This is a genomic window from Stenotrophomonas sp. CFBP8994 (assembly GCF_034044835.1).
Lineage (GTDB): Bacteria > Pseudomonadota > Gammaproteobacteria > Xanthomonadales > Xanthomonadaceae > Stenotrophomonas > Stenotrophomonas rhizophila_A.
Window position 1 is genome coordinate 36,215 of record NZ_JAXCWT010000006.1, and the last position, 23,488, is coordinate 59,702.

General features: G+C 65.0%; 23 protein-coding genes. 4 read left to right on the plus strand and 19 right to left on the minus strand.

The window, feature by feature from the left end; genetic code table 11:
- Nucleotides 1-44 precede the first annotated feature (44 nt).
- The gene (locus tag SOM39_RS16340; RefSeq protein WP_210132561.1) at nucleotides 45-1,100 is read left to right on the plus strand and encodes a LacI family DNA-binding transcriptional regulator; all 1,056 of its coding nucleotides are present in this window, start codon (nucleotides 45-47) and stop codon (nucleotides 1,098-1,100) included.
- A gap of 17 nt (nucleotides 1,101-1,117) precedes the next feature.
- On the opposite strand, the gene SOM39_RS16345 is transcribed toward SOM39_RS16340, so the two are convergent.
- The 7 genes from SOM39_RS16345 to SOM39_RS16375 form a co-directional block, all read right to left on the minus strand.
- Entirely contained in the window at nucleotides 1,118-3,682 is a 2,565-nt protein-coding gene (locus tag SOM39_RS16345; protein ID WP_320458941.1) for an exo 1,3/1,4-beta-D-glucan glucohydrolase, read from the minus strand.
- Between the two features lie 23 nt (nucleotides 3,683-3,705).
- Nucleotides 3,706-5,040, minus strand: a complete 1,335-nt coding sequence (gene xylA, locus SOM39_RS16350) for a xylose isomerase (protein ID WP_320458942.1) — start codon at nucleotides 5,038-5,040, stop codon at nucleotides 3,706-3,708.
- A gap of 41 nt (nucleotides 5,041-5,081) precedes the next feature.
- Nucleotides 5,082-6,575 (minus strand): xylulokinase, encoded by a 1,494-nt coding sequence (gene xylB, locus SOM39_RS16355; protein WP_320458943.1) that lies wholly within the window; start codon nucleotides 6,573-6,575, stop codon nucleotides 5,082-5,084.
- Between the two features lie 65 nt (nucleotides 6,576-6,640).
- Nucleotides 6,641-8,170: a tryptophan halogenase family protein gene (locus SOM39_RS16360; RefSeq protein ID WP_320458944.1), complete on the minus strand. Its 1,530-nt coding sequence runs from the start codon at nucleotides 8,168-8,170 to the stop codon at nucleotides 6,641-6,643.
- Nucleotides 8,171-8,183: 13 nt separating this feature from the next.
- The gene (locus tag SOM39_RS16365; protein WP_320458945.1) at nucleotides 8,184-9,203 is read right to left on the minus strand and encodes a cupin-like domain-containing protein; all 1,020 of its coding nucleotides are present in this window, start codon (nucleotides 9,201-9,203) and stop codon (nucleotides 8,184-8,186) included.
- Nucleotides 9,204-9,206: 3 nt separating this feature from the next.
- Nucleotides 9,207-9,965, minus strand: a complete 759-nt coding sequence (locus tag SOM39_RS16370; RefSeq protein WP_320458946.1) for a SapC family protein — start codon at nucleotides 9,963-9,965, stop codon at nucleotides 9,207-9,209.
- A 67-nt stretch (nucleotides 9,966-10,032) separates the two neighbouring features.
- A complete protein-coding gene (locus tag SOM39_RS16375; protein ID WP_093536516.1) occupies nucleotides 10,033-13,170 on the minus strand; it encodes a TonB-dependent receptor in 3,138 nt (1,045 codons plus the stop codon).
- Between the two features lie 407 nt (nucleotides 13,171-13,577).
- Here SOM39_RS16375 and SOM39_RS16380 point away from each other — a divergent pair, with 407 nt between their 5' ends.
- On the plus strand, nucleotides 13,578-14,555 hold the full coding sequence (locus tag SOM39_RS16380; RefSeq protein ID WP_414715890.1) for a LacI family DNA-binding transcriptional regulator: 978 nt from the start codon (nucleotides 13,578-13,580) through the stop codon (nucleotides 14,553-14,555).
- 9 nt (nucleotides 14,556-14,564) lie between these two features.
- Here the strand turns inward: SOM39_RS16380 and SOM39_RS16385 are convergent, their stop codons facing one another.
- From SOM39_RS16385 to SOM39_RS16415, 7 genes are all read right to left on the minus strand, one after another.
- Nucleotides 14,565-15,581, minus strand: a complete 1,017-nt coding sequence (locus SOM39_RS16385; protein ID WP_320458948.1) for a peptidoglycan DD-metalloendopeptidase family protein — start codon at nucleotides 15,579-15,581, stop codon at nucleotides 14,565-14,567.
- Between the two features lies 1 nt (nucleotide 15,582).
- A complete protein-coding gene (locus SOM39_RS16390; RefSeq protein ID WP_320458949.1) occupies nucleotides 15,583-15,918 on the minus strand; it encodes a transcriptional regulator in 336 nt (111 codons plus the stop codon).
- Nucleotides 15,915-16,526 (minus strand): hypothetical protein, encoded by a 612-nt coding sequence (locus tag SOM39_RS16395; protein WP_320458950.1) that lies wholly within the window; start codon nucleotides 16,524-16,526, stop codon nucleotides 15,915-15,917. The genes SOM39_RS16390 and SOM39_RS16395 overlap by 4 nt, the downstream gene beginning before the upstream one ends.
- Before the next feature lie 140 nt (nucleotides 16,527-16,666).
- Nucleotides 16,667-17,368 (minus strand): hypothetical protein, encoded by a 702-nt coding sequence (locus SOM39_RS16400; RefSeq protein ID WP_320459091.1) that lies wholly within the window; start codon nucleotides 17,366-17,368, stop codon nucleotides 16,667-16,669.
- A gap of 153 nt (nucleotides 17,369-17,521) precedes the next feature.
- Entirely contained in the window at nucleotides 17,522-17,794 is a 273-nt protein-coding gene (locus SOM39_RS16405; RefSeq protein WP_210132571.1) for a hypothetical protein, read from the minus strand.
- A gap of 135 nt (nucleotides 17,795-17,929) precedes the next feature.
- On the minus strand, nucleotides 17,930-18,427 hold the full coding sequence (locus SOM39_RS16410; protein ID WP_320458951.1) for a hypothetical protein: 498 nt from the start codon (nucleotides 18,425-18,427) through the stop codon (nucleotides 17,930-17,932).
- 100 nt (nucleotides 18,428-18,527) lie between these two features.
- The gene (locus tag SOM39_RS16415; protein WP_320458952.1) at nucleotides 18,528-18,935 is read right to left on the minus strand and encodes a hypothetical protein; all 408 of its coding nucleotides are present in this window, start codon (nucleotides 18,933-18,935) and stop codon (nucleotides 18,528-18,530) included.
- A 2-nt stretch (nucleotides 18,936-18,937) separates the two neighbouring features.
- Between SOM39_RS16415 and SOM39_RS16420 the strand changes: the two genes are divergently transcribed.
- Entirely contained in the window at nucleotides 18,938-19,180 is a 243-nt protein-coding gene (locus SOM39_RS16420; protein WP_320458953.1) for a hypothetical protein, read from the plus strand.
- A 19-nt stretch (nucleotides 19,181-19,199) separates the two neighbouring features.
- Here the strand turns inward: SOM39_RS16420 and SOM39_RS16425 are convergent, their stop codons facing one another.
- Genes SOM39_RS16425 through SOM39_RS16445 form a run of 5 tightly spaced genes read right to left on the minus strand, consistent with a single transcriptional unit; the run spans nucleotide 19,200 to nucleotide 22,517 of the window.
- The gene (locus SOM39_RS16425; RefSeq protein WP_320458954.1) at nucleotides 19,200-20,210 is read right to left on the minus strand and encodes a L,D-transpeptidase; all 1,011 of its coding nucleotides are present in this window, start codon (nucleotides 20,208-20,210) and stop codon (nucleotides 19,200-19,202) included.
- A 24-nt stretch (nucleotides 20,211-20,234) separates the two neighbouring features.
- A complete protein-coding gene (locus SOM39_RS16430; RefSeq protein ID WP_320458955.1) occupies nucleotides 20,235-20,603 on the minus strand; it encodes a nuclear transport factor 2 family protein in 369 nt (122 codons plus the stop codon).
- Nucleotides 20,604-20,628: 25 nt separating this feature from the next.
- Nucleotides 20,629-20,877: a hypothetical protein gene (locus SOM39_RS16435; RefSeq protein ID WP_320458956.1), complete on the minus strand. Its 249-nt coding sequence runs from the start codon at nucleotides 20,875-20,877 to the stop codon at nucleotides 20,629-20,631.
- A gap of 43 nt (nucleotides 20,878-20,920) precedes the next feature.
- Complete coding sequence (locus SOM39_RS16440; protein WP_320458957.1) at nucleotides 20,921-21,913, minus strand: aldo/keto reductase; 993 nt, start codon at nucleotides 21,911-21,913, stop codon at nucleotides 20,921-20,923.
- 10 nt (nucleotides 21,914-21,923) lie between these two features.
- Nucleotides 21,924-22,517, minus strand: a complete 594-nt coding sequence (locus tag SOM39_RS16445) for a flavodoxin (RefSeq protein ID WP_320458958.1) — start codon at nucleotides 22,515-22,517, stop codon at nucleotides 21,924-21,926.
- Between the two features lie 74 nt (nucleotides 22,518-22,591).
- On the opposite strand from SOM39_RS16445, the gene SOM39_RS16450 reads away from it, so the two are divergent.
- Nucleotides 22,592-23,485, plus strand: a complete 894-nt coding sequence (locus SOM39_RS16450) for a LysR family transcriptional regulator (RefSeq protein ID WP_320458959.1) — start codon at nucleotides 22,592-22,594, stop codon at nucleotides 23,483-23,485.
- The last annotated feature ends 3 nt before the right edge of the window (nucleotides 23,486-23,488 follow it).

Below are 23,488 nucleotides of genomic sequence, written 5' to 3' on the forward strand. Positions count from 1 at the left end.
TGCTTTGTACGCCACAGCGTCACAAAGAAGAACGGGAGTGCGCATTGGACAAACCGAAGAAATCGGTCCGCCGCAAAACCAGTGGCGTGACGATCGACGAGGTGGCGGCGCTGGCCGGGGTGTCGCCGATGACGGTGTCGCGGGCGATCAACCAGGGCAAGGTGCGCGATGACACCCGCGAGCGCGTGATGCGCGCGGTGCAGGCCCTGGGTTATACGCCCAACCTGGCCGCCAGTACGCTGGCCGCGGCGCAACACACGCGCATTGCGCTGATCTACACCAACCCCAGCGGTGCCTACCTCCGTGAACTGCTGGTGGGCCTGCTGCGGGGCGCGTCCAACGCCGCCATCCAGCTGGTCATCCACTACTGGGACAACCTGGACCCCGTTGCCGAGCGCAGGGCCGCACGCGCCCTGGCCGGCCGCGTGGACGGGGTGATCCTGCCGCCCCCGCTGTGCGAATCGCCGGTGGCCGTGACCGAGCTGGTCCAGGCCGGCATTCCGGTGGTTGCGATTGCGTCGGGGCACCTGCGTGACGATGTTTCCTGCGTGCGCATCGATGACTTCCACGCCGGCAAGGAAATGGCCGAACACCTGATCCAGCACGGCCACACCCGCATCGGCTTCATCCGCGGCCGCAACGACCTGAGCGCGAGCGCGCGGCGCTACGACGGCTTCGCCACCGCCCTGCACGAGGCCGGGCTGGAGGTCGAACCCAGCCTGGTCCAAGAGGGGGACTACACCTACCGCTCGGGGCTGGAGGCCGCCGAGAAGCTGTTGTCCCAGCCCCAGCCGCCCACCGCTATCTTCGCCAGCAACGACGACATGGCGGCTGCCGCGATTTCCGTGGCGCACCGGCAGGGCCTCGACGTGCCGCGTGACCTGTCGGTGGTGGGTTTCGATGACACCTCCGCCGCTACCACGGTGTGGCCCGAACTCACCACGCTGCACCAACCCATCGCCGCGATGGCCGACGCGGCCATCGACATCCTGCTGCGCACCATCCGCCAGCGCACCGATGACAGCCGCGTGCTGACCGACCACGTGCTGCCGCACCGCCTGGTGATGCGCGATTCGGTCGCGCACCCGCCCAAGCGGTGATGGCACCGGGCGCATGGTTACGCGCCTGGGCATGCGACGGTGGCGTCCGCTTCGTTCAGTGCGCCCAGCGCGACGCGTGACACCGAGAGCGTCATTGCGCCGGCGGTGCCGATCGACCAGGGCCGATCCAGCTTGCCCACGTCCGCCCCTGCGCCTGCAAGGCACTTCAACGGCACACCCACGCGCTTCCATTCGCCCACCGGCAGCTTGGCCAGCGCAGGTGCGAGCGGAACGCGGGCGGTACACCCGGCGCCGCAACCGACCGACAGCCAGGCGTCGCCCTTGGGCGCAGCATCCACCCGCAGCGTGGTGATCAGCATCAGGTCGCCATTGCTCTCGCGCTGCAGGTCCAGCGGAACGTGCGACTGCACGGCAACCGTTGCCTCACCCTTGCCCGACCATGCCAGGCGGCGGCCATCCTCCTGCACCAGGTGATCCACGCCGGTGACCTTGAGCAGGTCGCCATCGAGCGCTTCCGGCACCTTGGTGACGGTCACGCCCTGCCCCGTGCTGCCTTCCAGGCGCAGCGCCATGCCGGAGCCGGCGTCACCGCGTGCGAAGAACACACCGGCCGCCCCTTCGTTGCCGGTCACGCCGGAAACTTCCGGCAGCGGCGCCAGGTCGCCCTTGTCGGCGTAGGTCAGGCCGAACCCGAAGGCAAACTGCGGGTCGTAGTCTTTCTGTCCCACGTTGTTGGCGTACTGGATCGCGGTGCGCGGCCAGCTGAAACTGAGCTTGCCCTTGAAGTCGTGCTGCACGCTGCCATCGGGCTTGCGCAGCAGCACATCGGCGATGCCGCCGCCTTCCGAACCGGGCAGCCACGCCGCCACGAAGGCATCGGACGCGTTGATCTCGCGGTTCACCCACAGCGGGCGTCCGCTCAGGAACACCGCCACCACCGGAATGCCATCGGCCTTCAGCTTCCTGATCAGCTCAAGATCCGCGTCGTCGCCCGGCTTGTAGGCCAGGGTCGCCAGGTCGCCCTGGAATTCGGCATAGGGGTTTTCGCCGAACACCACCACGGCCACGTCCGGCTTGGCGGTGTACTTCCCATCCACGGCCAACAGCGCTTCGCCGCCTGCGGCCTTGGCTTGCTGGGCGATGCCTTCGAAGATGCTGTCCGCGTTCGGGAAGTCCTTGCGGGTGGTACCGGTGCCCTGCCAGTTCAGCGTCCAGCCGCCGGCCTGCTTGCCGACATCGTTGGCCCCATCACCTGCCACCAGGATGCGCTGCTTGGGCGCCAGCGGCAGCACGCCGCCCTGGTTCTTCAACAGCACCAGCGATTCGCGCACGGCCTGGCGTGCCACGGCGCGATGCTCCGGTGCGCCGATCAGCGCGAACTGGCCGCCGACCGCGCGCGATGACGGCTTGCCCGCCTCGAACAGGCCCAGCCGCATCTTCACCCGCAGGATCCGGCGCACCGCATCATCCAGGCGTTCCTGGGTGATGGTGCCGGCCTTCGCCGCCGCCAGCGTCGCCTCGTAGAAGCCCTTCCAGCTGTCCGACGCCATGGCCATGTCCAGGCCGGCATTGATGGTGGCCGGACAATCGGTGGTGGTGCAGCCCTTGACCTGGCCGTGCCCGTTCCAGTCGCCCACCACGAAGCCGCCGAAGTTCATGCGGCCCTTCAGCGCGTCGGTGAGGTAGGCCTTGTGGCCATGCATCTTCTCGCCGTTGACGCTGTTGAACGATGCCATGACGGTCTGCGCGCCCGCCGCGATCGCGGTCGGGTAACCGGCGGCGTGGATGCGCACCAGCTCGGCTTCGCTGATCCGGGTATCGCCCTGGTCCTTGCCATCGGTGGTGCCGCCGTCGCCGAGGAAGTGCTTGACCGAGGCGATCACGTGGCGGCCATCCAGGAAGTTGGGCGAACCCACCTTGCCCTGCAGGCCCTCGACCACGGCGCCGGCGTAGCTGGCCACGACTTCAGGCGATTCGGAATAGCCTTCGTAGGTGCGTCCCCAGCGGTCGTCCTGCGGGACCGCGACGGTGGGCGCGAACGCCCACTCCATACCGGTGGCGCGGGTTTCCAGTGCGGTGATCTCGCCGATCTGCCGCACCAGGTCCGGGTTGCGTGCCGCGCCCAGCCCGATGTTGTGCGGGAACAGGGTAGCGCCGACGATGTTGCTCTGGCCGTGCACCGCGTCGATGCCGAACAGCACCGGAATGGCCTTGCCGCCCTGCGCGGTGTCCATCGAGGCTTCGTAGAAGGCATCGGCCAGCGCCAGCCATTCGGCGGGCTTGGCGTCGTAGCGGCCGCCCGGATCGGAGTTGCCGCCAGCGAGGATGGAGCCCAATCGATACCTGCGCACGTCATCCGGCGTGATGCTGGCGATGTCGCCCTGCACCAGCTGGCCGACCTTTTCCTCGACCGTCATGCCGGCCATCAGCTCGGTGATCCGCTTTTCCATCGCGGGATCGTCGGGCAACGGCCAGGTCACCTGGGGCCAGGGGTTGGCATCGACCTTGGCCTCGGCCTGGGCGGGTGCAGCCGGGGTGTCGTCGCCCTTGCAGGCCGCAAGCGCAAGCAGCAGCGCGGCAAGGAGGAAGCCGGTGCGGCGGGTGGCGTGGTAGTGGGTCATGGTGCTCATCCTTGCCGGTGGGCTCAACGCAGCAGGTACTGGTTGATCAGGTTTTCGTAACGTTCCTGCTTGCCGCTGATCTGCTTCGGCTCGCCGCCCTTCGCGCCCAGTGCCGCCAGCTCGGTGAGGCTGAGCGCGCCGCGCTCGAAGTCCTTGCCGGCGCCGCTGTCAAAGCTGGCGTAACGCTCCTTGCGCCACTGTTCCCACGGCGAGTCGTTCAGCAGCCCATGGGCCACTTCCAGCCCGCGCGCGAACGCGTCCATGCCACCGATATGGGCAATGAACAGATCGTCCAGATCGGTGGATTCACGGCGCACCTTGGCGTCGAAGTTGAGGCCGCCTTCCAGGCCGCCCTGGCGCAGCACCACCAGCATCGCGCCCACGGTGTCGTACAGGTCGCTCGGGAACTGGTCGGTATCCCAGCCGTTCTGGGCATTGCCGCGGTTGGCGTCGATGCTGCCCAGCAGGCCGTGGTCGGAGGCGACCTGCAGGTCGTGTTCGAAGGTGTGGCCGGACAGCGTGGCGTGGTTGGCTTCGATGTTGAGCTTGAAGTCCTTCTCCAGGCCGTGTTCCTTGAGGAAGCCTGCCACGGTGGCGCTGTCGAAGTCGTACTGGTGCTTCATCGGCTCCATCGGCTTGGGCTCGATCAGGAAGTTGCCCTTCAGGCCGATGCTGCGGCCGTAGTCACGCGCCATGGTGAGGAAGCGCGCGAAGTGGTCCACCTCGCGCTTCATCTGGGTGTTCACCAGCGAGGCGTAGCCTTCGCGACCGCCCCAGAACACGTAATGTTCGCCGCCCAGTTCCACGGTGGCTTCCAGCGCGGCCTTCACCTGCACGGCGGCGCGGGCCACCACGGCGAAATCCGGATTGGTCGATGCACCATTCATGTAACGCGGGTGCGAGAACAGGTTGGCGGTACCCCACAGCAGCTTGATCCCGGTGGCGTCCTGGCGCGCCTTGGCCAGGCCGACCATGTGCTTGAGGTTCTTTTCGTACTCGCCCACATCCTCGGCATCCGGCGACAGGTCGATATCGTGGAAGCACCAGTACGGCACGCCCAGCTTGGTGAAGAATTCGAACGCAGCGTCCACCTTCGCTTCGGCGCTGGCCAGCGGCGAGCCGGCGTCCCACGGGAAATGGCGGGTGCCCGGGCCGAACGGGTCGTGCCCGGCGTTGCAGAAGGTGTGCCAGTAACAGACCGCGAAGCGCAGGTGCTCCTGCATGGTCTTGCCGCCGATCACCTTGTTGGCGTCATAGACCTTGAACGCAAGCGGGTTGTCCGAACCGCGGCCTTCGAAGGGGATACGCCCGATCCCGGGGAAGTATTCCTTGGCGCCAATGTAGGGTTGGGTGCTCATGGTGCAGTTCCTTTCGTTGTGCGAGGTGTCGCGTAGAGGAATCAGCCGCGCTGCAGCGGCGTGACGGCGTCGAGATAGCGCAGGAAGCGCGCATAGGCGGTGGCATAGGCAGGTGCGCGCGCCGGCTCCGGGCGCGCTGACAACTGCGGGTCGAGCGCCACGTGGCGCTCGGCGATATCGGCAATGCTGGCCTCATCGCCGCGTGCGTGGCCCAGCGCCCACAGCGCCTGCAGGGCCGCGCCGAACGCCGCGCCTTCGGACTGGGTCGGCACGTCCACCGGCAGGCCGAACACATCGGCCACCAGCTGCCGCCAGGCGGCGCTGTTGCTGCCGCCGCCGGTGAGCACGATGCGGTCGAACTGCATGCCGGCGCGGACGAAGGCGTCGTAGCCGTATTTCAGGCTGTAGGTCGCCCCTTCCATGGCCGCGCGGTACAGGTGGGCCGGGGTCATGTTGGTGGTGTCCAGGCCCGCCAGCACGCCTTTGCCGTGGGGAAGGTCGGGCGTGCGCTCGCCATTGAGGAACGGCAGCATCACCAGGCCATCGGCACCGGGTGGCGTGGTCCGCAGGTGGCCATCGCCGAATCGGGTGCTGAAATCGAACGCGTCAGCGACCTGCTCGGTCACCACGGTGCAGTTCATGGTGCAGATCAACGGCAACCAGCCGCCGGTGGACGAGCAGAACGCGGCCCAGGCCCCGTCGGGGTCGACCACGGGGGTGTCGGAGTAGGCAAACAGCGTGCCCGAGGTGCCCAGGCTCATCGCCAGGCGACCGGGCACTACGCAGCCGGTACCGATGGCCGCCATCATGTTGTCGCCACCGCCAACGGCCACCTTCACGGTGGCAGGCAGGCCGAACGATTTCGCGGCTGCCGGTGCGATATCGAACAACGCTTCCGGTGGCGCGATGGGCGGCAGGCAATCGGCCAGATCACGTTCCGGATCGGTCGCGCGCAGCAGCTCGGGCGACCAGGTGCGGGTGCGCACGTCCAGCCAGCCGGTGCCCGAGGCATCGCCGTACTCGCAGAAACGCTCGCCGGTCAGCACGAAGTTGAGGTAGTCGTGCGGCAGCAGGATGGTGGCCAGGCGTGCGTACGCGTCCGGCCGGTGCGTCCTGGTCCAGGGCAGCTTGGAGGCGGTGTAGCCGGTCAGGATCGGGTTGCCGGCCAGCGCAATGGTCTGCGCTGTTCCGCCGGCCGCGTCCATGATCTGCGTGCACTCGGCTGTGGTGCTGGTATCGCACCACAGCTTGGCCGGTGCCAGCACCTCCCCTGCGGCATCGAGCGGCACGAAGCCGTGCTGCTGGCCGGACACCGCCAGCGCAGCAATGCGCGAGCGCACCGACGGCGTGATTGCAGCGAAGCAGCTGTGCAATGCGGCCACCCAATCGGCCGGGCGCTGTTCGCGGCTGCCATCGGCGGCGCTGTCCAGTTCCAGCGCCGCGCTGGCGCTGGCCACCACGCTGCGCTTGGTGGGGTCGTAGACCAGCACCTTCAGGCTCTGCGTACCTGCATCGATTCCCGCAACCAGATCCATCCCATGTACCCCGTGTGTTCTTGAAAGGTAGCGCTACCAATTTCGTGCGGCAAAGCGTGGCCCCGCTAGGCGGTGACCAGGCTCCGCGGCCAGACTTCTGCCGGCGCCCTGCAGTAGCGCTCAATGAACTCTGCCTGCGAAGGCATGGCTGCCGCGGCCTGCTGTATCGGCTGCTGGATCCGCGCCAGCAGCGTGCGCAGGTCGGCATCGCTGAGCGCCCGCGCCAGCGGGTGCGGCGGCCCCGGCAGGATGCCCTGCCCCATCAGCACGCTGGTCCAGGAGTCCACGCGAAACAGTTCGCCGGGGTCCTGCCAGGCGTGTGCGCGTTCGCGCCAGGCGCGCAGCCGCACCGCCAACGATTCGGGCAACTCCATCTCGCGGCACGCCTTCCACATCGGCTCGTCGCGCTGGGTGGCGTGGTAATGCAGGATGATGAAGTCACGCACGTGCTCCATTTCCTGGCGGCTGACATCGTTGTACAGCGCGGTCAGCGTCGGGGTGATGCCATCGAACGGGAACAGCTGGATCAGCCGCACCACGGCGCTGATGGTGAGGTGGATGCTGGTCGATTCCAGCGGTTCGATGAAGCCGCTGGCCAGGCCCAGCGCCACCACGTTCCTGTTCCAGGCCTTCAAGCGGCGCCCACTGCGGAACGGCACCAGCCAGGGATCACGCAGCGGCTGGCCTTCGACGTCACGCAGCAGCTTGGCCTGCGCCTCGTCATCGGACATATGGCGGCTGGAGAACACCAGCCCACACCCTACCCGGTGCTGCAGCGCGATGTGCCAGCGCCAGCCGGCCTCGTGCGCGATGGCTCGGGTGTACGGCACCGGCGGCTTGACCGACTCGGTCTGCACGGCCACGGCGCGGTCACTGGGCAACCACTGGTTCCAGTCTTCGTAGCCGCTGTGCAGGGTCTGCTCGGTCAGCAGGCCGCGGAAGCCGGTGCAATCGATGAACAGGTCACCTTCGATCACCTGCCCGTCTTCCAGTACCAACGCCGCAACGGAACCGTCGTGGGGGTGCTGCCGCACTTCGCGGATCTTGCCTTCCACACGGCGCAGGCCCTGCGCTTCGGCCCGGCGGCGCAGGAATTTCGCGTACAGCCCGGCGTCGAAGTGATAGGCGTAGTTGACCTGAGGCTGGGTCTGCAGCGAGAACCGGTCACCGCGCGAGGCCACGCTTTCCAGGCAGAAGTCGCCCAGGTCCGAGGGCATGCCGCGGCGCAGGCTGTCCAGCCAGAAATGATGGAACGGGGTGGCCCAGGTGCTTTGCCCGATGCTGCCGAACGGGTGGATGAAGCGCTCACCCGGGCGGCGCCAGTTCTCGAACGAGATCGAGAGCTTGAAGGTGCCGGCCACCGCCTTCAGGAACTCCTGCTCATCGATCTGCAGGTAGCGGTGGAAGGTGCGGATCGGCGGCACGGTGGATTCGCCCACGCCCACGGTGCCGATCTGCTCGGACTCCACCAGGGTGATGTCCAGCTGCTCGCGGAACTGGTGGGACAGTGCGCAGCCGGCCAGCCAGCCTGCGGTACCGCCGCCGGCGATGACCACCTTGCGGATTCGCCCTTCTGTTTTGTTCGCAGCGTTCAAAGCGATGCTCCCATCAGCGGTTCAGTCGACCGAGCAGCTGCGCGCGGGTGCGGCGCGCCTGCATCTCGTCGAACGGTGCAAGCTCTCCCCGGGCGGCGTCGGGCAGGTGCTGCCCTGCGCGCTCACCGGGACCGAACACGTAGTACTCGAAGATCTTTGCCCAGGCTTTCTTTTCGCGCTCCGGCAGGTCGCGCAGCGCCCACATCGCATGCTGCAGTGCCGGCAGCGGCGAGGACAGGAAGCTGGGCACGCTGCGCCACCAGTAGTTCACCAGCACGTTGAACGGTTCCAGGCTGCGCACGTGGTGCCACCACATGCTGGGAATGAAGATGGCATCGCCCGGCTCCAGCTCCGCGGTCTGCGCGCTGGCCAGCGCGTCACGGAACCGGGGATGGCGCTCGAAATCCGGGCGCTCGAAATCGACCACGCTGACCACCTGCCCACCCGGGGTGGGTTCCAGCGGACCCGGATAGAGGTTGTCGATCTGCTCCGGCGGAAACAGGGTGAACCGGCGCCGGCCCACGGCGCAGCAGGCCAGGTTGTCCGGCGTGTCGTAATGGCAGGAGGCGGTAACGCGGTTGCCGATCCAGATGCTGGCCGAGGCGTCGATGCCCTGCCCGGCCAGACCGGCATCATTGGCCTGCGCGAACCCGGGCAGCGCACGCTCGATCAGCAGCGAGGCCACGTAATAGGTAGGCGGCTTGGGGGCATCGAAGGTGTCGGCGATCTCGTCCAGCACCTGGGTCAGCAGTCCGCGCCGGACCTCGAAGTTCAACTGGGTGAAGTCGTCGTTGTAGAACGGGCGCCCTTCGATCTCGGGGCCACCAAAGGAATACTGCACCGCCAGCCCGGCATCGAAACCGCGCAGGTACGCCAGCGCATCCTGGGGGGAACGCAACCCGGCCTGCACCAGTGCCCAGTCGCGGGCGATGCCGCGCAGCACCACCGGCTCGCCGGCGGACACCAGCGCCGCCAACGGCAGCGCATCGGGCTGCAGGCCTTCCAGGGTGCGCATGGCAACGCCATCCGGCATCGGTCAGTTCCTGCCCGTCGCGGTGGCAGCATCCTGCGCGCGCAGGCGACGCTGCTTTTCAGCGATCAGGCGCCGCATGTTGTGCAGTGAAGCCAGCATCAGGTACGCGCCTTCCAGGTAACCGGCGCCGTTGAGTTCGGCCAGCGCGGCGCCGTCCAGCTGGGCCAGGCGGTCGCGGTCGATCGCGTGCAGACCGTTCACGCCCACCCGGTTCTGTGGGTCGATCTGCACGTCGAGCGTGATCGGTTGAATCAGGCCTTTCGTATCGAGCATGGCAAACATCTCGGCGCCAAAGGCATGGCCGTCGTGGATGCCGCGCAGTACGTTGGCAATGTGGTCCAGATAGGGGCTGTTGCCACCCTGTGGCAGGAACACCGGCTCGCCGGCGCTGCTGCTCACGCGCGGGTGGTCCAGGTCCACGTGCAGCACCGGTTCCCGGGTAAGCGCTCCGTCGATGCGGTTTTCCTGGAACCCGATCAGGAACGGCCCCTTGGCCGCAGCCCCCGGAAGGTAGGACGCATTCCAACGGCCGTCGTCCAAGTATAGATTTTCGTGCTGTTCAAAGCCCAGCAGAACCACCGACTGCCACTCCCCGGTGGAGGCGTCTTTGCGCAGGAAAATCGGGTATTCCCGCTGCAGTTCGGCGTACTCGCTCGGGTAGGCCGGCACCATGCCTACCGCGTCGCCAAATTCGGGCCCGAAACCGGTCGCGACACGCAGCTCCCGGTGGGCGATGTTGTTGAGCATTTCGTAACGCGGCATGTGTAGTCCAATCCCTGCAGGAGCCTGCACGGGTGCCGCTGCCGGAACAGCGGCACCCGTGGCCTGTTCAGAACCTGTAACGAACGCCAAGCATGTAACGCGGATCCTGGTCAGCCAGTTTGACCATCATCTGCGAGGTACGCGAACGCCAACGCACGTCCTCACCGGTCAGGTTGATGGCTTCAAGGCTGAACGACCAGTTGTCATTCAGCGTGTAGCCCACGCTGAGATCCCACTGATCGTACTCTTCCACATAGTACGGGTTTCGGCTGGACCCCTGGTTGGCCAGGATCAGGTACTGGTCGCGCCAGTTCCAGGCCAGGCGCACCGACCAGCCGTACTTTTCGTACATCAGCATGGCATTGGCGGTGTCGCTGAGACCAGTAAGCGAGAACTGGTCGACGTTCGGGTCGCCCGCGTCGTTGTAGCCCACGTCGCCATTGACGATGGTGTAGTTGGCCAGCACGCCGAAGCCGGTGTCGCCGAAGAAGTACTGCCCGCCCAGTTCCCAGCCATGCAGCTTGGACTCGTTCTGGTTGATGGGGCGGTTGACGTTGAACTGGTACAGCGGGTCGGCCGCGGTGCCATACAGGTCATACGCCGCCTCGGTGGCCAGCACCTGTGCGCCGGTGCCGTCGTAGGCACCCAGCCCGGCCGGGTTGTTGCGCAGCAGCGCCAACGCGGTGAACAGCGAGGTGTCATTGGCCGAGCAGGCCGCCGCGTTGGCCGGGCCAACTTGGGCGATACAGGCCCCACTGGTCAGGAAGCCCAGCGCCGCCTGTGCGTCCGGTCCGGAGGTGGGGTCGCGCAGGCCGTACAGGTTCTCCTGCACGATGGTGTTGCCGATGAAGTTGGCGACCTGCTTGTTCCAGTACGTCACCGACACATAGCTGGCATCGGCGAAGTACCACTCCAGCGCCAGGTCCAGGTTGTCTGATTCCAGCGGCTTCAGGGCCGGGTTCTGGGCGGTGCCGCTGGCCCGCGAGGACGGGTCGATCAGCACCGAGCCGAACGGCTGCTGCGCGGTCGGGCCGGCGTACAGATTGCCGATCGGCGCACGGGCGATGCTCTTGCCGAACGAGATGCGGCCCTTCAGGTCATCCAGCAGGTCGATGCTGAAGTCCAGGTTCGGCAGGATGTAGCTGTAGCTGGTCTTCTCGGTGAAGGGCTGCTGCTCGTCGGACAACAGCACGCGGAAGTCATTGTTCGCCTGCCACTGGATCCCTTCGGGAATGGCGATGATCGAGGTGGACACCACATCGGTGGTTTCGTAGCGGACGCCCAGTCGAGTATTGGTGCGGTGGCCGCCGAGGTCACCGTCCAGCTCGATCTGCATGTACGCCGAGTTCGTCTTCTCTTCCACCCGGTTGTCGGCAGCATTCTGTGGGCTCACGCCCAGGTTGGCGCCGTAGTACTGCCCCGCCCACTGCGCCAGCCGGCCGGCGTCGCCGCGCCAGGCGCTGAAGCTGTTGATGTTGAAATCGTCGAACATGCCGACGATGTTCACCGGCTGCAGCAGGTCCATCAGGCCGTTGGCCACATCGCCGTTGACGTTGGCCACGCCCCAGTCGCCCAGGGTGTTGTAGTTTTCCGCGGCCTGGATGCGGTGGGTGGTCTGCTTGCTGGTGTCCACGCCGAACTGGAAGCGGCCCGCGTCGAATGCCCACTCACCGTCCACGCGGCCCTGCTTGATCTCGCTGATCTGGGTCTGCGAATTGATGCGCAGTACCTGCGAGCCGATCTCACCCGGCACGAACCCGCCGTTGACCACGCCATTGGTCTTGGCGATGGCATCGGCAGCGGTCGGGTACCAGACCTGGGTGCCCACCGGCAGACCGTTGTTCCAGACCATTTCCTGCACGTAGGTGCCACCGCACTGCGGCCCGGTGGTGCAGTTGTTGGTGCCGGCGATACTGGAGAAGATGGAGCCGCCGCCGGTGAGCGGATCGTTCGGCCGGCTTTCGTTCTTCGAATCGTGGCCGTCGAAGCTCAGCTTGAAGCGGTCGGTGATGTTCCAGGTGGCATTGAAGCCCAGCGACCCCAGCTTGTACTTCTGCATGCTGCGCTGCTGTTCAAGCCCGAAGTCCTTGGTGCCGGCGATTTCACGGATGTAGATCGGCGTGGCCACCGCACCGCTGGTGTCGAAGACCACATCGGTGTAGTTGCTGTTCTGCAGCCACATGCCCTGCTCGCCACGATTCTCTTCGATCTCGTTGGTCGAATAGGTGTAGTCCAGGGTCAGGGTCACCGCATCGGTCGGGGCGAACTGCAGCACCGCCTGGCCATTGATGCGCTCACGCTCGAAATCAGCGAAGGCATAGCGCAGGTCGTTCGGGCGCCCGTACAGCGCGCCGATTGCCGGTGCATTGGTCACGGTCGGGTTGCCGGGCATGGTCCCGGTCCACGGCTGGATGTTCCAGTAGTTGTTGGTGGCCTGCACCGAGCCACCCTTGCGCTTCTGGTAGCTCGCGCTGACACCCACACCCCAGGTCTTGTCCGGGTTGGTGTAGCTGAAGATGCCGGAAAGCTCCGGGGTGATGTCGTTGTCGAACGGCTGGCTCTGGTCGGAGACGATCTTCGCCCCGGCGCTGGCCACGGTGCCCTCATGGTCGAACGGACGCCCGGTGAGGATGTTGATGGTGGCGCCGATACCGCCGCTGGGTACGTTGGCCTGGCTGGTCTTGAAGACCTCGATGCCGTTGACTGCTTCGGCCGCCAGCTGCGCGAAGTTGAACGCGCGGGTACCGCCGTCCACACCGCCGATGGCGACCTGCCCCGCCGCACCGAACGCGTCGGCACCGGGCATCTGGCGGCCGTTGAGGGTCACCATGTTGAACTGCGGGCCAAAGCCACGCGCGGTGACCTGTGCGCCTTCACCATCACGGCGCTCGATCGAGATGCCGGTGATGCGCTGCAGGGATTCGGCCAGGTTGGTATCGGGGAACTTGCCGATGTCCTCGGCACTGATCGCATCCACCACGCCAGCCGAGTCGCGCTTGATGTCCATTGCCTGGCTGAGGCTGTTGCGGATACCCGTTACCTGCACGGTGTCGAGCTGGGTCGGGGTGGACTGGGACTGCGACTGCTGTTGCGCGGCAGGCGCCGGCGACGCGGCGTCCTGGGCGAATGCGGGATTGATGACCAGGACGCCGCCCACGAAGGTGAACATGGCCCGGGATGTAAGTTTCGCCAGCTTCCGGCTCATGCGTGAGCCCTCAGGTCTGGGGTACGACGGAAAGCACAAGCGCTCATGACTCTCCCCTCTGACATACGATCGAATGGATGTACCGCCCCTCCAAGGGGCACGCACGGGCGATGCCCGTCTTCCACACCGAACATCGCAGTGCGTTTTCGCTGCACTGCGACTCAAACTCGCTTTCAGGCTTGCCAGAACACGCGTTTGGTATATGGGGGGTCCCCGCTGAGCCTTACCTTGGCTTAGTGGTAGCGCTACCATCGCGTCAGGGCGCAGACTAATCACCCGGTCACACGGTTGTCATCATGCAGCGCAGCAAAGGAACCGCTTCCTTGAAAAACAGCCAGAAAGTGGTGCGTCGCAAAGGCAATGCCATCACCATCGATGAGGTCGCCGCGCATGCCGGCGTATCGGCCATGACGGTTTCGCGCGTAATCAATGGCCATTCCAGCGTGCGCGAGGAAAACCGCGAACGGGTCATGCGCAGCGTGCTTGCACTGGACTACCGGCCCAACCTGGCGGCAAGCGCCCTGGCGGCGGCGCAGCACACCTGCATCGCGCTGATCTACACCAACCCCAGCTCCAGCTACCTGCGTGAGCTGCTGGTCGGCGCGCTGCGCGGGTCTACCCGGTCTGCGGCGCAGTTGGCGATCTCCACCTGGGATGGGTTGAGCGCCACCGCACGGCGGGAGGCGGCACGGCAGCTGTGCGACAGCGTGGCCGGGGTGATTCTTCCGCCGCCGCTGTGCGAATCCAAGGCGATCGTCGACATCTTCGTCAATGCCGGGGTCCCGGTCGTCTCCATCGCATCCAGCCAGTTCAGTGACCGGGTTTCCTGCGTGCGCATTGATGACCGCCATGCAAGCCAGCAAATGGTCGCGCATCTGATCGGCCACGGGCACACACGCATCGGCTACATCACCGGTGATCCGAACCAGACCGCCAGCGCGCAGCGCTGGCAGGGATATCGGGATGCATTGGCAGAGGCCGGCATCGGGTACGACGAGGCGCTGGTGCACCCCGGGCTCTTTACGTATCGATCCGGACTGGAGGCGGCCGAGCATCTTCTGGCCCTGCCCCACCCACCGAGTGCGATCTTCGCCAGCAACGATGACATGGCGTCTGCGGTGGTTTCCGTGGCACATCGGCGCGGGCTGGACGTGCCGCGCGATCTTTCTGTGGTGGGCTTCGACGATACGTCAGCGTCGACCATGGTGTGGCCGGAACTGACCACCATCCACCAGCCCGTGGCGGACATGGCCGACACCGCCATCGACATCCTGCTGCGGGAGATCCGGCGCGCGCCTGCTTCGGCGCGCGCCACCGTCAATCAGGTGCTTGCGTATCAGCTGATCACGCGCGATTCCGTATCAGAACCGGTGCAACGCCCCTAGCCTCACGCACTACGGCGCGGGGGTGGCCTGGCGGATGCGTTGGCCTTTCACCGGCTCACCCAGCGCGACCGGCTTGTCATCGGCCAGGTAGTTGGAGAACTGTGCGGGCAATGCGGTGGCCTTGCCGAACTCGGGTCCGGCCTGCAACTGATAATGCAGGTGGGCTTCGGAAGAGTTTCCACTGTTGCCGCAGTCTGCCAGCTGCGTGCCGGTGCGCACGGCCTGCCCTTTGGTTACCCGCACACTGCCCTGCCGCAGGTGGGCCAGGACCGAATATTCGTCGTTGCCATGATCGATGACGACGCGGTTGCCGGTGGGCTGGCTGGGATTCATCTCACCCGGCACGTTGTCGGCCACGCCGTCGATCACCTCCACCACCCTGCCGTCTGCCGGAGCCAGGATGGGCTTGCCGAAGCAGAAGTAATCCTCGTTGCGGCTGCCTTCCCCACGGTGCGAACTGCCATCCTGCAGGACCAGCAGGTCCATGGCGAAACGCTGGCCTGCATGCGCGGCATGGTAGTTCTGTTCGACGCTGCGCCCGCCCCAGAACACGTAGAACTCGTCGGAGAATGGCAACTGCAATGGCGTACGGTTCTTGTAGTCAAGGCGCTCGCTGGCTGCGGGTTGCGATGGACTGGCCTGGTGTGGGCGGATGTTGAAGCCTGCTATCTTGCGCTGGGCGTCGAATGCCCAGGTGATCTGGATGATGGCTGGATTCTTGGCGAATCGAGCCTGGCGCACGTAGATGTCATATCCGCCATCGGTGCTGACCGTTTCGCTGACAACGTCGGTTTCCTCTCCACCTGCAGCGAGCACTTGTCCCCTGAGCGCCGCCAGGCTCTGTTTCGACTGCAATGCGGCCTGCATCTGCGGCGTCATCCGCTCCCACAGTGCATCGTCATTCCCCTTGTAGAACTGCGAGGTCATGCTGGCGCCTTCCTCGCGCGTGTCCTGGCTGGCGGCAAGGCCGCTGGATGCCACCAGCGACAGAACCAGCGTCGCCGTCAATTTCGCGAACAGTGTCATATCAGGAATCCGTGCTGTGGGGATCAGGAATGCCTGCGACGACTGCCGCAAGCTGCTTGCGGTACTCGGCCAGCCCTTGGCGGCCCGCAGGCGTCAGCTGCAGGGTGGTCAACGGGCGCTTGCCCCGGAACGATTTATCAATGGCGACCAACCCTGCGGCTTCGAGCTTGCTGAGATGGCTGGACAGGTTGCCCTTGCTCAAACCGCTGAGATGTTCGACGAACGCAAATTCAGCTGATTCGGCGCCGGCCAGGATCGACAGGATCAACAGGCGCGCCGGCTCGTGGATCAGGCGATCCAGCTGCAACAGGCTGCGGGAATCGGGAAGCTGGGTCATGGGATGGGCTTTCGCGTGGCCACGAACGCGCGCATTTCCGCCTGCAGGCGCAGGAACCGCTGGTGGTCGCGCCACCCGACCACCACCAAGGCAATGGCGGCCAGCGGAAACACCACGGTAGTAGGCCCGAACGCATAGGTCTGGCCGGTGAATGCCACCGCGGCCTGGCACAGCAGGAACACGCCCACGATGAACTCCAGCGGCGTGCGCAACCACCGCCAGACAATCAGCGGCAGAAGCGCTGCCACCATGAGGTACCCGATCGCGCGCAGGTCCCACGGCAATCTGCCCATCGGTGCCATGCGGGTCAGCACGAACCCGACGATCAGCGCGCTGATCAGGGCAGTAAAAGCGATGAAAAGGCGTTGGAAGTTGCGCTCGGTCGCGGTGATCTGTTCCTCGACCTGGCCGAAACGCTGGTAGTAGCGATGCGCCAGCCATTGCTTGGCGGCTAGCCACAGCACCGGCACAGCGATGAGCAACGCGCGCAGCTCAAAAGTGGCGGGCAACAGGGCGCCGACAAGAAAGGAGGCCAGGCAGGCAGCGCCACCGGCGATGGCGGAAAGGCCGCCCGCGCTTCGTGAGTACCGTGAGTACTCGCGGGTCATGGCCTGGAAGCGGCTGTAGGGATCGGTGACAGACGGCAGCTGCATGACGCACTCCAAGGGAATCGCCTCGGAGTGAGTTTGCCGTGCAAACCAGTTTGCGTCAAGCGTCAGGCCGAATGGCCTGGGATTTCCCGAAACCCTTACCTGGCGGCGCCTTTGCCGCCACCTTCGCCGTGCTGCGCCGTGGCCTCCTGGCTCCGCGCGAAGTCAGGGAACGTCTCAGCAAGCGACTGCTGGTCCGGGAGGATGTAGAACAAGCCACCCTTCTGGAACGTCGGCTTGATGATCTTCGCGTAGAAATCCGGGTTGACGTTGATGCAGCCGTGGGTAACACGGTTGTCGTCCGGCGAAGGCGACGCCAGGCGCTCGACCCGCCGTTCGGCAGGTACGCCGGTTGCCGTGGGATGGATGGAAATCGCGGTGTCGTAGTCCACCCAGAGCACGCGCCCGGCGTCGAGTGAGTCGCCGTAGCCGCCGATGAAGCGGCCAGCAGGCGTGGTGCGGTCGCGGCCCGGAATTTCCTTGAGCGCGAGACCGGCTATGCCTGGGGCGGAATGGTCACCCACCGCAGAGCCAAACAGGCCCGGCGCTGCGCCGATGAGTTTGCCACTACCGTCGAACACGAGGATCTGCGCCGCTGCTTTATCCATCACAGCGAACGGATAACCTTCTGCATCCCTGCTTGCCTTGACCCACCCGGCCAGCTGAAGCACCGTGTCGGATACCGGCTGCTCCGGCGGCAATAGATCGTTGGACGATGCAGGCTGTTCAGCAGGCTGCTGCTCGGCCGGGTCCTGTGCACGGGCCAAAGCGGGGCCGGCGAACGCCAGCGTCAGGGCCAGTGCGCCACACGTGGCTCGGATAGCGGGATGCATGTGCATGGTGTAGGGGGAATTCCTTGAAGCTACGACAGACTAAAGCAAAGAAACCGGTGGCCATCAAAGGCCACCGGGTCCTGGTTTACGCACTTCGATACTGCATCTGCAACGAAGCTATCAGCCGCGCGGCTGACGCTTCGGCGGGACAGTTTCCAGACGCTGCACACGGCTTTCAATCTGATCCAGGCGCTGGTTTGCCTGCTGGGCCGACTGATTGGCCGATTCAGCACTCTGCGCTGCGCTGTTCACCTTGGTATCAAGGGAATCGAGGCGCGAGTTGATCGTCGCGAACTCATCCTTATAGGTGGCGCAACCGCCAAGGCCCAAAGCGGCGACGAGCGCCACGCCCAGCGTACGCGTCAACACCACACTCTTCTTGTTCATGATCATTCCAGCACTCCTTCTTGGGTCTTGGTTAAATAGCGCCCCCTCTGCCGGACCAATCATTGCGCTGCGCTACGTACATGGATTGTGAAGAAGCTGAATGTATGAAACAGGTAGCTGAATGCGGGGCGGTCTTTGCGGTCAGCCCTGCCGGGACTGCGTTGGAAGTACATCGCAAGCCGGTGTTTTCTGTGGATTGATGCTCTTCATGGCCTGGTGGACTTGGCGCTGCGCCCTGCACATGGATATCTGGAACTGCTCGGGTGTCACGCGCGTTATGGTGTAGCGCACCCTCGAATTGTCGAAATCGGGGGTGGGTGCAAGCACGTAGTAGCCCCCTTCCTCGAAATCCATCACCTGTTCACTCAGGGAGTAGCGCATGCCGTTGAAGTACGCGAGAAACAGCGTATTACGCCCTGCGGGCACCTGGATCTCGTAGCCCATTCCATTGGGGCCGCGCACACCCTTTCCGTTGACCTTGGATATCACCGCCCCAGGTTCACCCATGTGGTTGATCGCACTCACCACATGCGCGACAGGCACACCGGGTGGCGCAACCCGGACCATCGAATAGTCGAGCTTGCACGAAGCCAGCAAGCACAACAGCAGCGAGGTCAGTGCGCGAACGAACGACTTCATGACCATATCTCTTCCTTGATGAGTGCCGATCCCCATCGGCCCAATGTGCGGATCATATCGGCAATCGGACAGGACGGACACTGCGCGAAAGCGCGGCGTGCTACTCCAGCCGCAGCACGCCCTTGGTCACGGCGCCATCCCCGAACAGGACGGAGGCTCCCCGAGGAAATTCCTCCATCGCTTCAACATGATTGATGAAGGATATGCTGCATGTCACAGCGGTGCCTGGCAGAACGGCGCCGACCGTAGTGTCGTTGATGCAGAACGAGAACCACGGATGGTTCTTTCGAACAGAAACTGCCAACGGGCGCGCGTCCGCCGGGCGCATTTCATGCGTCGGATTTCCAGAGGAATCAACCAGATCAAGGCGCAGTTCGGCGCGAACGGGCTGCATGGCGGGATAGAGAACTGACATTCCGAAGCCTCTGAAATACGAATGAGTCGTGATACCATCGCGGCGCCGCTGTTCGAAGCGGTCAAGGAAGATGATGGCCGCATAGTTGAGCAACGATGAAGCAGCGTACCTATATTGAACTTGCAGTAGAACTTTTCGCGTTCATCAGCTTCTGCCTGGCGATAATGGCAACCGGCGCCTCAGTGGCGATCTTCTCACTGTGCACGATTGCACTGACAGGTTGGATCCCGTTCCAGCGCGGTCCCAGCAACCGTTTCACGCATGCGGTCGCGATCGCACTGCCCATTGCCGCTGTCGTGAGAACGGTCGCCCACTTCCTTCCGAATCCATCGCTCTAGCGAATGGCGGGCAGTCCGCTCACAGCGCGGGCTGGTCTGCATTGAGTACCTGCAGCGCCGGCCCGGTAGTTTCGGGGAGCACGTGCTTGTCTGTTACCAGCAACACGACGCCCGGCTGCAGGATCGGCTTCAACGCGGTGCGGAAGCCGTCTGGCAGCAGCACCCGCTGCTCGTCGGCCTGGCTGAGCGCCGTGCCCCCTTCGGCTTCCTCCCCCGGGATGCCTACCTCAACCCATGACGGCTCACCGGCAGGCACCTTGCTGTTGGCGGCCATGTAGGCACGCGTCCCGGTCGGCGCTGCGCCGTTGCGGAAATCCACCCGCGAACGGCCGATCTCCTTGCCGTCCCGGTACGCGAACAACCGGCGGTCGCTGGTGCTGAGCAGCAGCGACACCACGCCGGTAGGCGCCACCTCCGGCTGCCAGCGGTATTGCTCCTGGGTGCCCAGCGGAACATCCAGCACTTCCTTGCCCGTGCCCGGATCGATCGGGCTGGCCACGTGGGGGTGCACCAGCGTCGGATCGGACACGCCCTCCTTGGCGATCACCACCACCATGCCCATGTTGGTCGCCCCGAACAGCCGCCGGGCAAACTCGGTGGGCAGGTGCACGCAGCCATGAGATTCCGGGTACCCCGGCAATCCGCCGGCATGCAGGGCAATACCATCCCAGGTAAGACGTTCCTGGTACGGCATGGCGGCGTCGTTGTACTTGCTGGAATGGTGGTCCTTGTCCTTCTGCAGGATGGTGAACACACCCGTGGGCGTTTCGTGACCGGGCTTGCCGGTGCTCACCGTGGACACGGCTTCCAGCAGTCCGTTGCGGTAAACGTAGGCGCGCTGCTCGGTGATGCTCACCACCACCGCCATCGGGCCCATCGCTTTTGAATCGCCGCCCCACACCCACTCGCCCGGCTTGAGCGCGGCGGGCGACGTGTTGGCCGGGCTGGAACTGGGCGCGCCCCATGACGGCGTGGCCAGAGCCTGCCCGGCAGACATCATCAGCGCAATCAGCAACAGGCCAGATTTCATCATGAGGTGCTTCCAGCAGTGGGTTCAGGCCGATGGTAACGCGATAACCGAACCTCCCAGCACCTGCCAGCCGCTCGCCGTTTTCACCCAGAAGCGGCAGTACCTGAAGTGCCCTGCGAACGCAGCGCCGTCGAACGTGCCTGCCAGTTCGGCTGTTACCGAGGTTACAGCGGCCTGCCCTTGCGCGGAGATCTCTACAGATCGCCACTCTGCCAAGGTGAGCTTCTGGCGTCCGGAACGATGCAGCGCCAGATCATCCTGCTTGTGAAAAACATCGCCTGACGGCCCCACAAAAATCAGGTCGTCTGCGATCAGTGATTCCAGGGCCTCCACGTCGCTGGTGAGCATCGCAACGCGCAGGGCTTCCTCGTGCTGCCGGATTTCAGTGTGCATGCGAAGTCCATTGAAGTGGATGGCGTTACCGCTGCGCTGCGTCCGGTGCCAGCGTATGGATCACCTTGCCCTGTGCATCCGACCCGAACGGCAGCCCGCCCTGCGCCAGTAAGCGAGTGAGCCGCGCTGACACCCTGCAGGCAGGCACGACCGCTGGCGCAAGGCTCATGTAAGTAACACTTTCCGCGCACACCTGATAAGCGAAGGAAACGCTGGCGAGGCCAGCATCCGGTACGCGAGCCGTGTGCATGACCTCGCCATTGGACGACAGCACTCCCTGATCCTGACTTCCGGCATCATGCCAGCGAATTACCCGCCTACCTACCCGTCATCTTCAACGCAGCTTCGGGCAAACGCTCGCCGCTGATGCGTATATGGGCCAGTTCGCCATTGATCCGTTGCAGGTCGGCCGGCTGCAGAATCAGGTCCAACGCACCCAGATTCTCGTCAAGGCGGTGCAGCTTTGTCGTGCCGGGAATGGGTGAGATCCACGGCTTCTGTGCCAGCAGCCAAGCCAAGGCAACCTGCGCAGGCGTGGCACCCTTCTCGACGGCCAGTGCCTTGACCACATCCACCAATGCCATGTTGGCCTTGCGGGCTTCTGCAGAGAAGCGCGGCACCACGTTACGGAAATCGCTGGCGTCGAACTGGGTGTTCTCATCGATCTTGCCGGTGAGGAACCCGGCGCCCAATGGGCTGAAGGGCACGAAGCCGATGTCCAGTTCTTCCAGCAGGGGCAGCAGCTCGTTTTCCGGCTCGCGCCAGAACAGCGAGTACTCACTCTGCACGGCCGTCAGCGGCTGCACCGCATGTGCCCGGCGGATGGTCTGCAACCCTGCTTCGGACAGCCCGAAGTGCCCTACCTTCCCTTCCGCAATCAGTTCCTTCACCGCACCGGCCACGTCCTCAATCGGCACCGCCGGGTCTACCCGGTGCTGGTACAGCAGGTCGATGCGCTCGGTACGCAACCGCTTCAGGCTCGCCTCGACGGCCGCCTTGATATGCGCCGGCTGGCTGTTGGTGCCCGGTCCACGCGCACCGGTTACCGGGTCGATATCGAAACCGAACTTGGTGGCGATCACCACCTGGTCGCGCACCGGCGCCAGCGCCTCGCCCACCAACTCTTCATTGGCGAACGGGCCATAGGCCTCCGCCGTATCGAAGTGGGTAATGCCCCGCTCCACCGCCGTGCGGATCAGCGCGATCATCTCCTGCTTGTCTGCCGCCGGGCCGTAGCCCGAACTCATGCCCATGCAGCCCAGGCCGAGGGCGGAAACTTCAAGGCCTTGTCCAAGAATGCGGGTTTTCATCGTGGCGTCCTCATCGAACAGTGGGGGGAGTGGCCAACCAGGCGTTGACCGTCTGCATGGTCCTGCGCTCCTGATCGGCTTCCATCGTGAAGGCCTCCAGGATGCGAGCATCGGGTGCATGGCGTGCGAGCACGCGAAGGCTGCTGCCTACGCCATAACCGCCATGGGTAATGAAGGGCACGATGGTCTTGCCGCTCATGTCGTGCCGTGACAGGAAGGAGCGGATCACCGGAGGCGCGGTTTCACCCCAGATCGGGAATCCCAGGTACACGGTGTCGTAGCGGCTCATGTCGTCGATGGACGCGCGCAATGCAGGCTCAACGCCGTCGTCCCTTTCCTGTCTGGCCTTCGCTACCGTTTCCAGATAGTCGGCCGGGTATTCTTCTGCCGGCTGGATCTCGAACAGATCGCTCGGCAGGCTGCGATGGATCAACCCGGCAATCACACGGGTGTTTCCCGAACGCGAGAAGTACGCCACCAGCGTCCGGGTCGAGGACGCCGATGCTGTCTGCTGTTCGGGGTCTGCCGCAGTGCAGCCCAAGGGGAGCGATGCCAGTGCAGCCACCACCGCGCGGCGGCCAGGGTTTGGAGATGAAATGCTCATGGGAGAAATCTACGCCTCCCAAACGCATACTTGCATGGGCATAATCGGATATCGCTTATATCCGGAGCGCATCAATGGCCATCGAGAATTACGACCAGTTGGCGATGTTTGCCCTGGTGGCGCGTGAGCGCAGCTTTACCCGGGCCGCTGCCCAGCTGGGCATGTCCCAGCCGGCGCTCAGCCGGTCCATGCGCCAACTGGAGGAGCGGCTGGGCGTGCGCCTGCTGGCCCGCACGACGCGAAGCGTTTCCCCCACCGAAGCGGGCGAGCAGCTGCTGCAGGTGATCGCCCCGCGTTTCGAGGAGATCGATGCCGAGCTGGCCCAGCTCAATGCCTTCCGTGACAAGCCTGCAGGGCGCCTGCGCATCACCGCCGGCGAGCATGCAGCGCATACGGTCATGCAGCCGGTGCTGGGCAAACTGCTGCCCCAGCATCCGGACCTCAATATCGAAGTAATCGTCGACTACGGCCTCACCGACATCGTGGCCGAAGGCTTCGATGCCGGCATCCGGATGGGCGAGCAGGTGGCCAAAGACATGATCGCCGTACGCGTCGGTCCGGACCTTCGGATGGCGGTGGTGGGCTCACCGGCCTACTTCCAGCGTCACGCCAAGCCGAAGTCGCCGCACGATCTCACCCAGCACAACTGCATCACCATCCGCCTGCCCACGCACGGCGGCATCTTCGCGTGGGAATTCGAGAAGAAGGGCCAGGAGCTCAAGGTCCGGGTGGAAGGCCAGCTGGTGTTCAACAATGTCGCCCTGCGCTTGGGCGCAGCGCTGGAAGGGCTGGGTCTGGCCTACATGCCCGAAGACCTGGTGCGCCCGCACGTGCAGGCCGGCACGCTGGTGCACGTACTGCAGGACTGGTGCCCGTCGTTCCCGGGTTACCACCTTTACTACCCCAGCCGCCGGCAGTCTTCGCCTGCGTTCACGGTGTTGCGTGACGCCCTGCGCTACCGGGAGTGATCG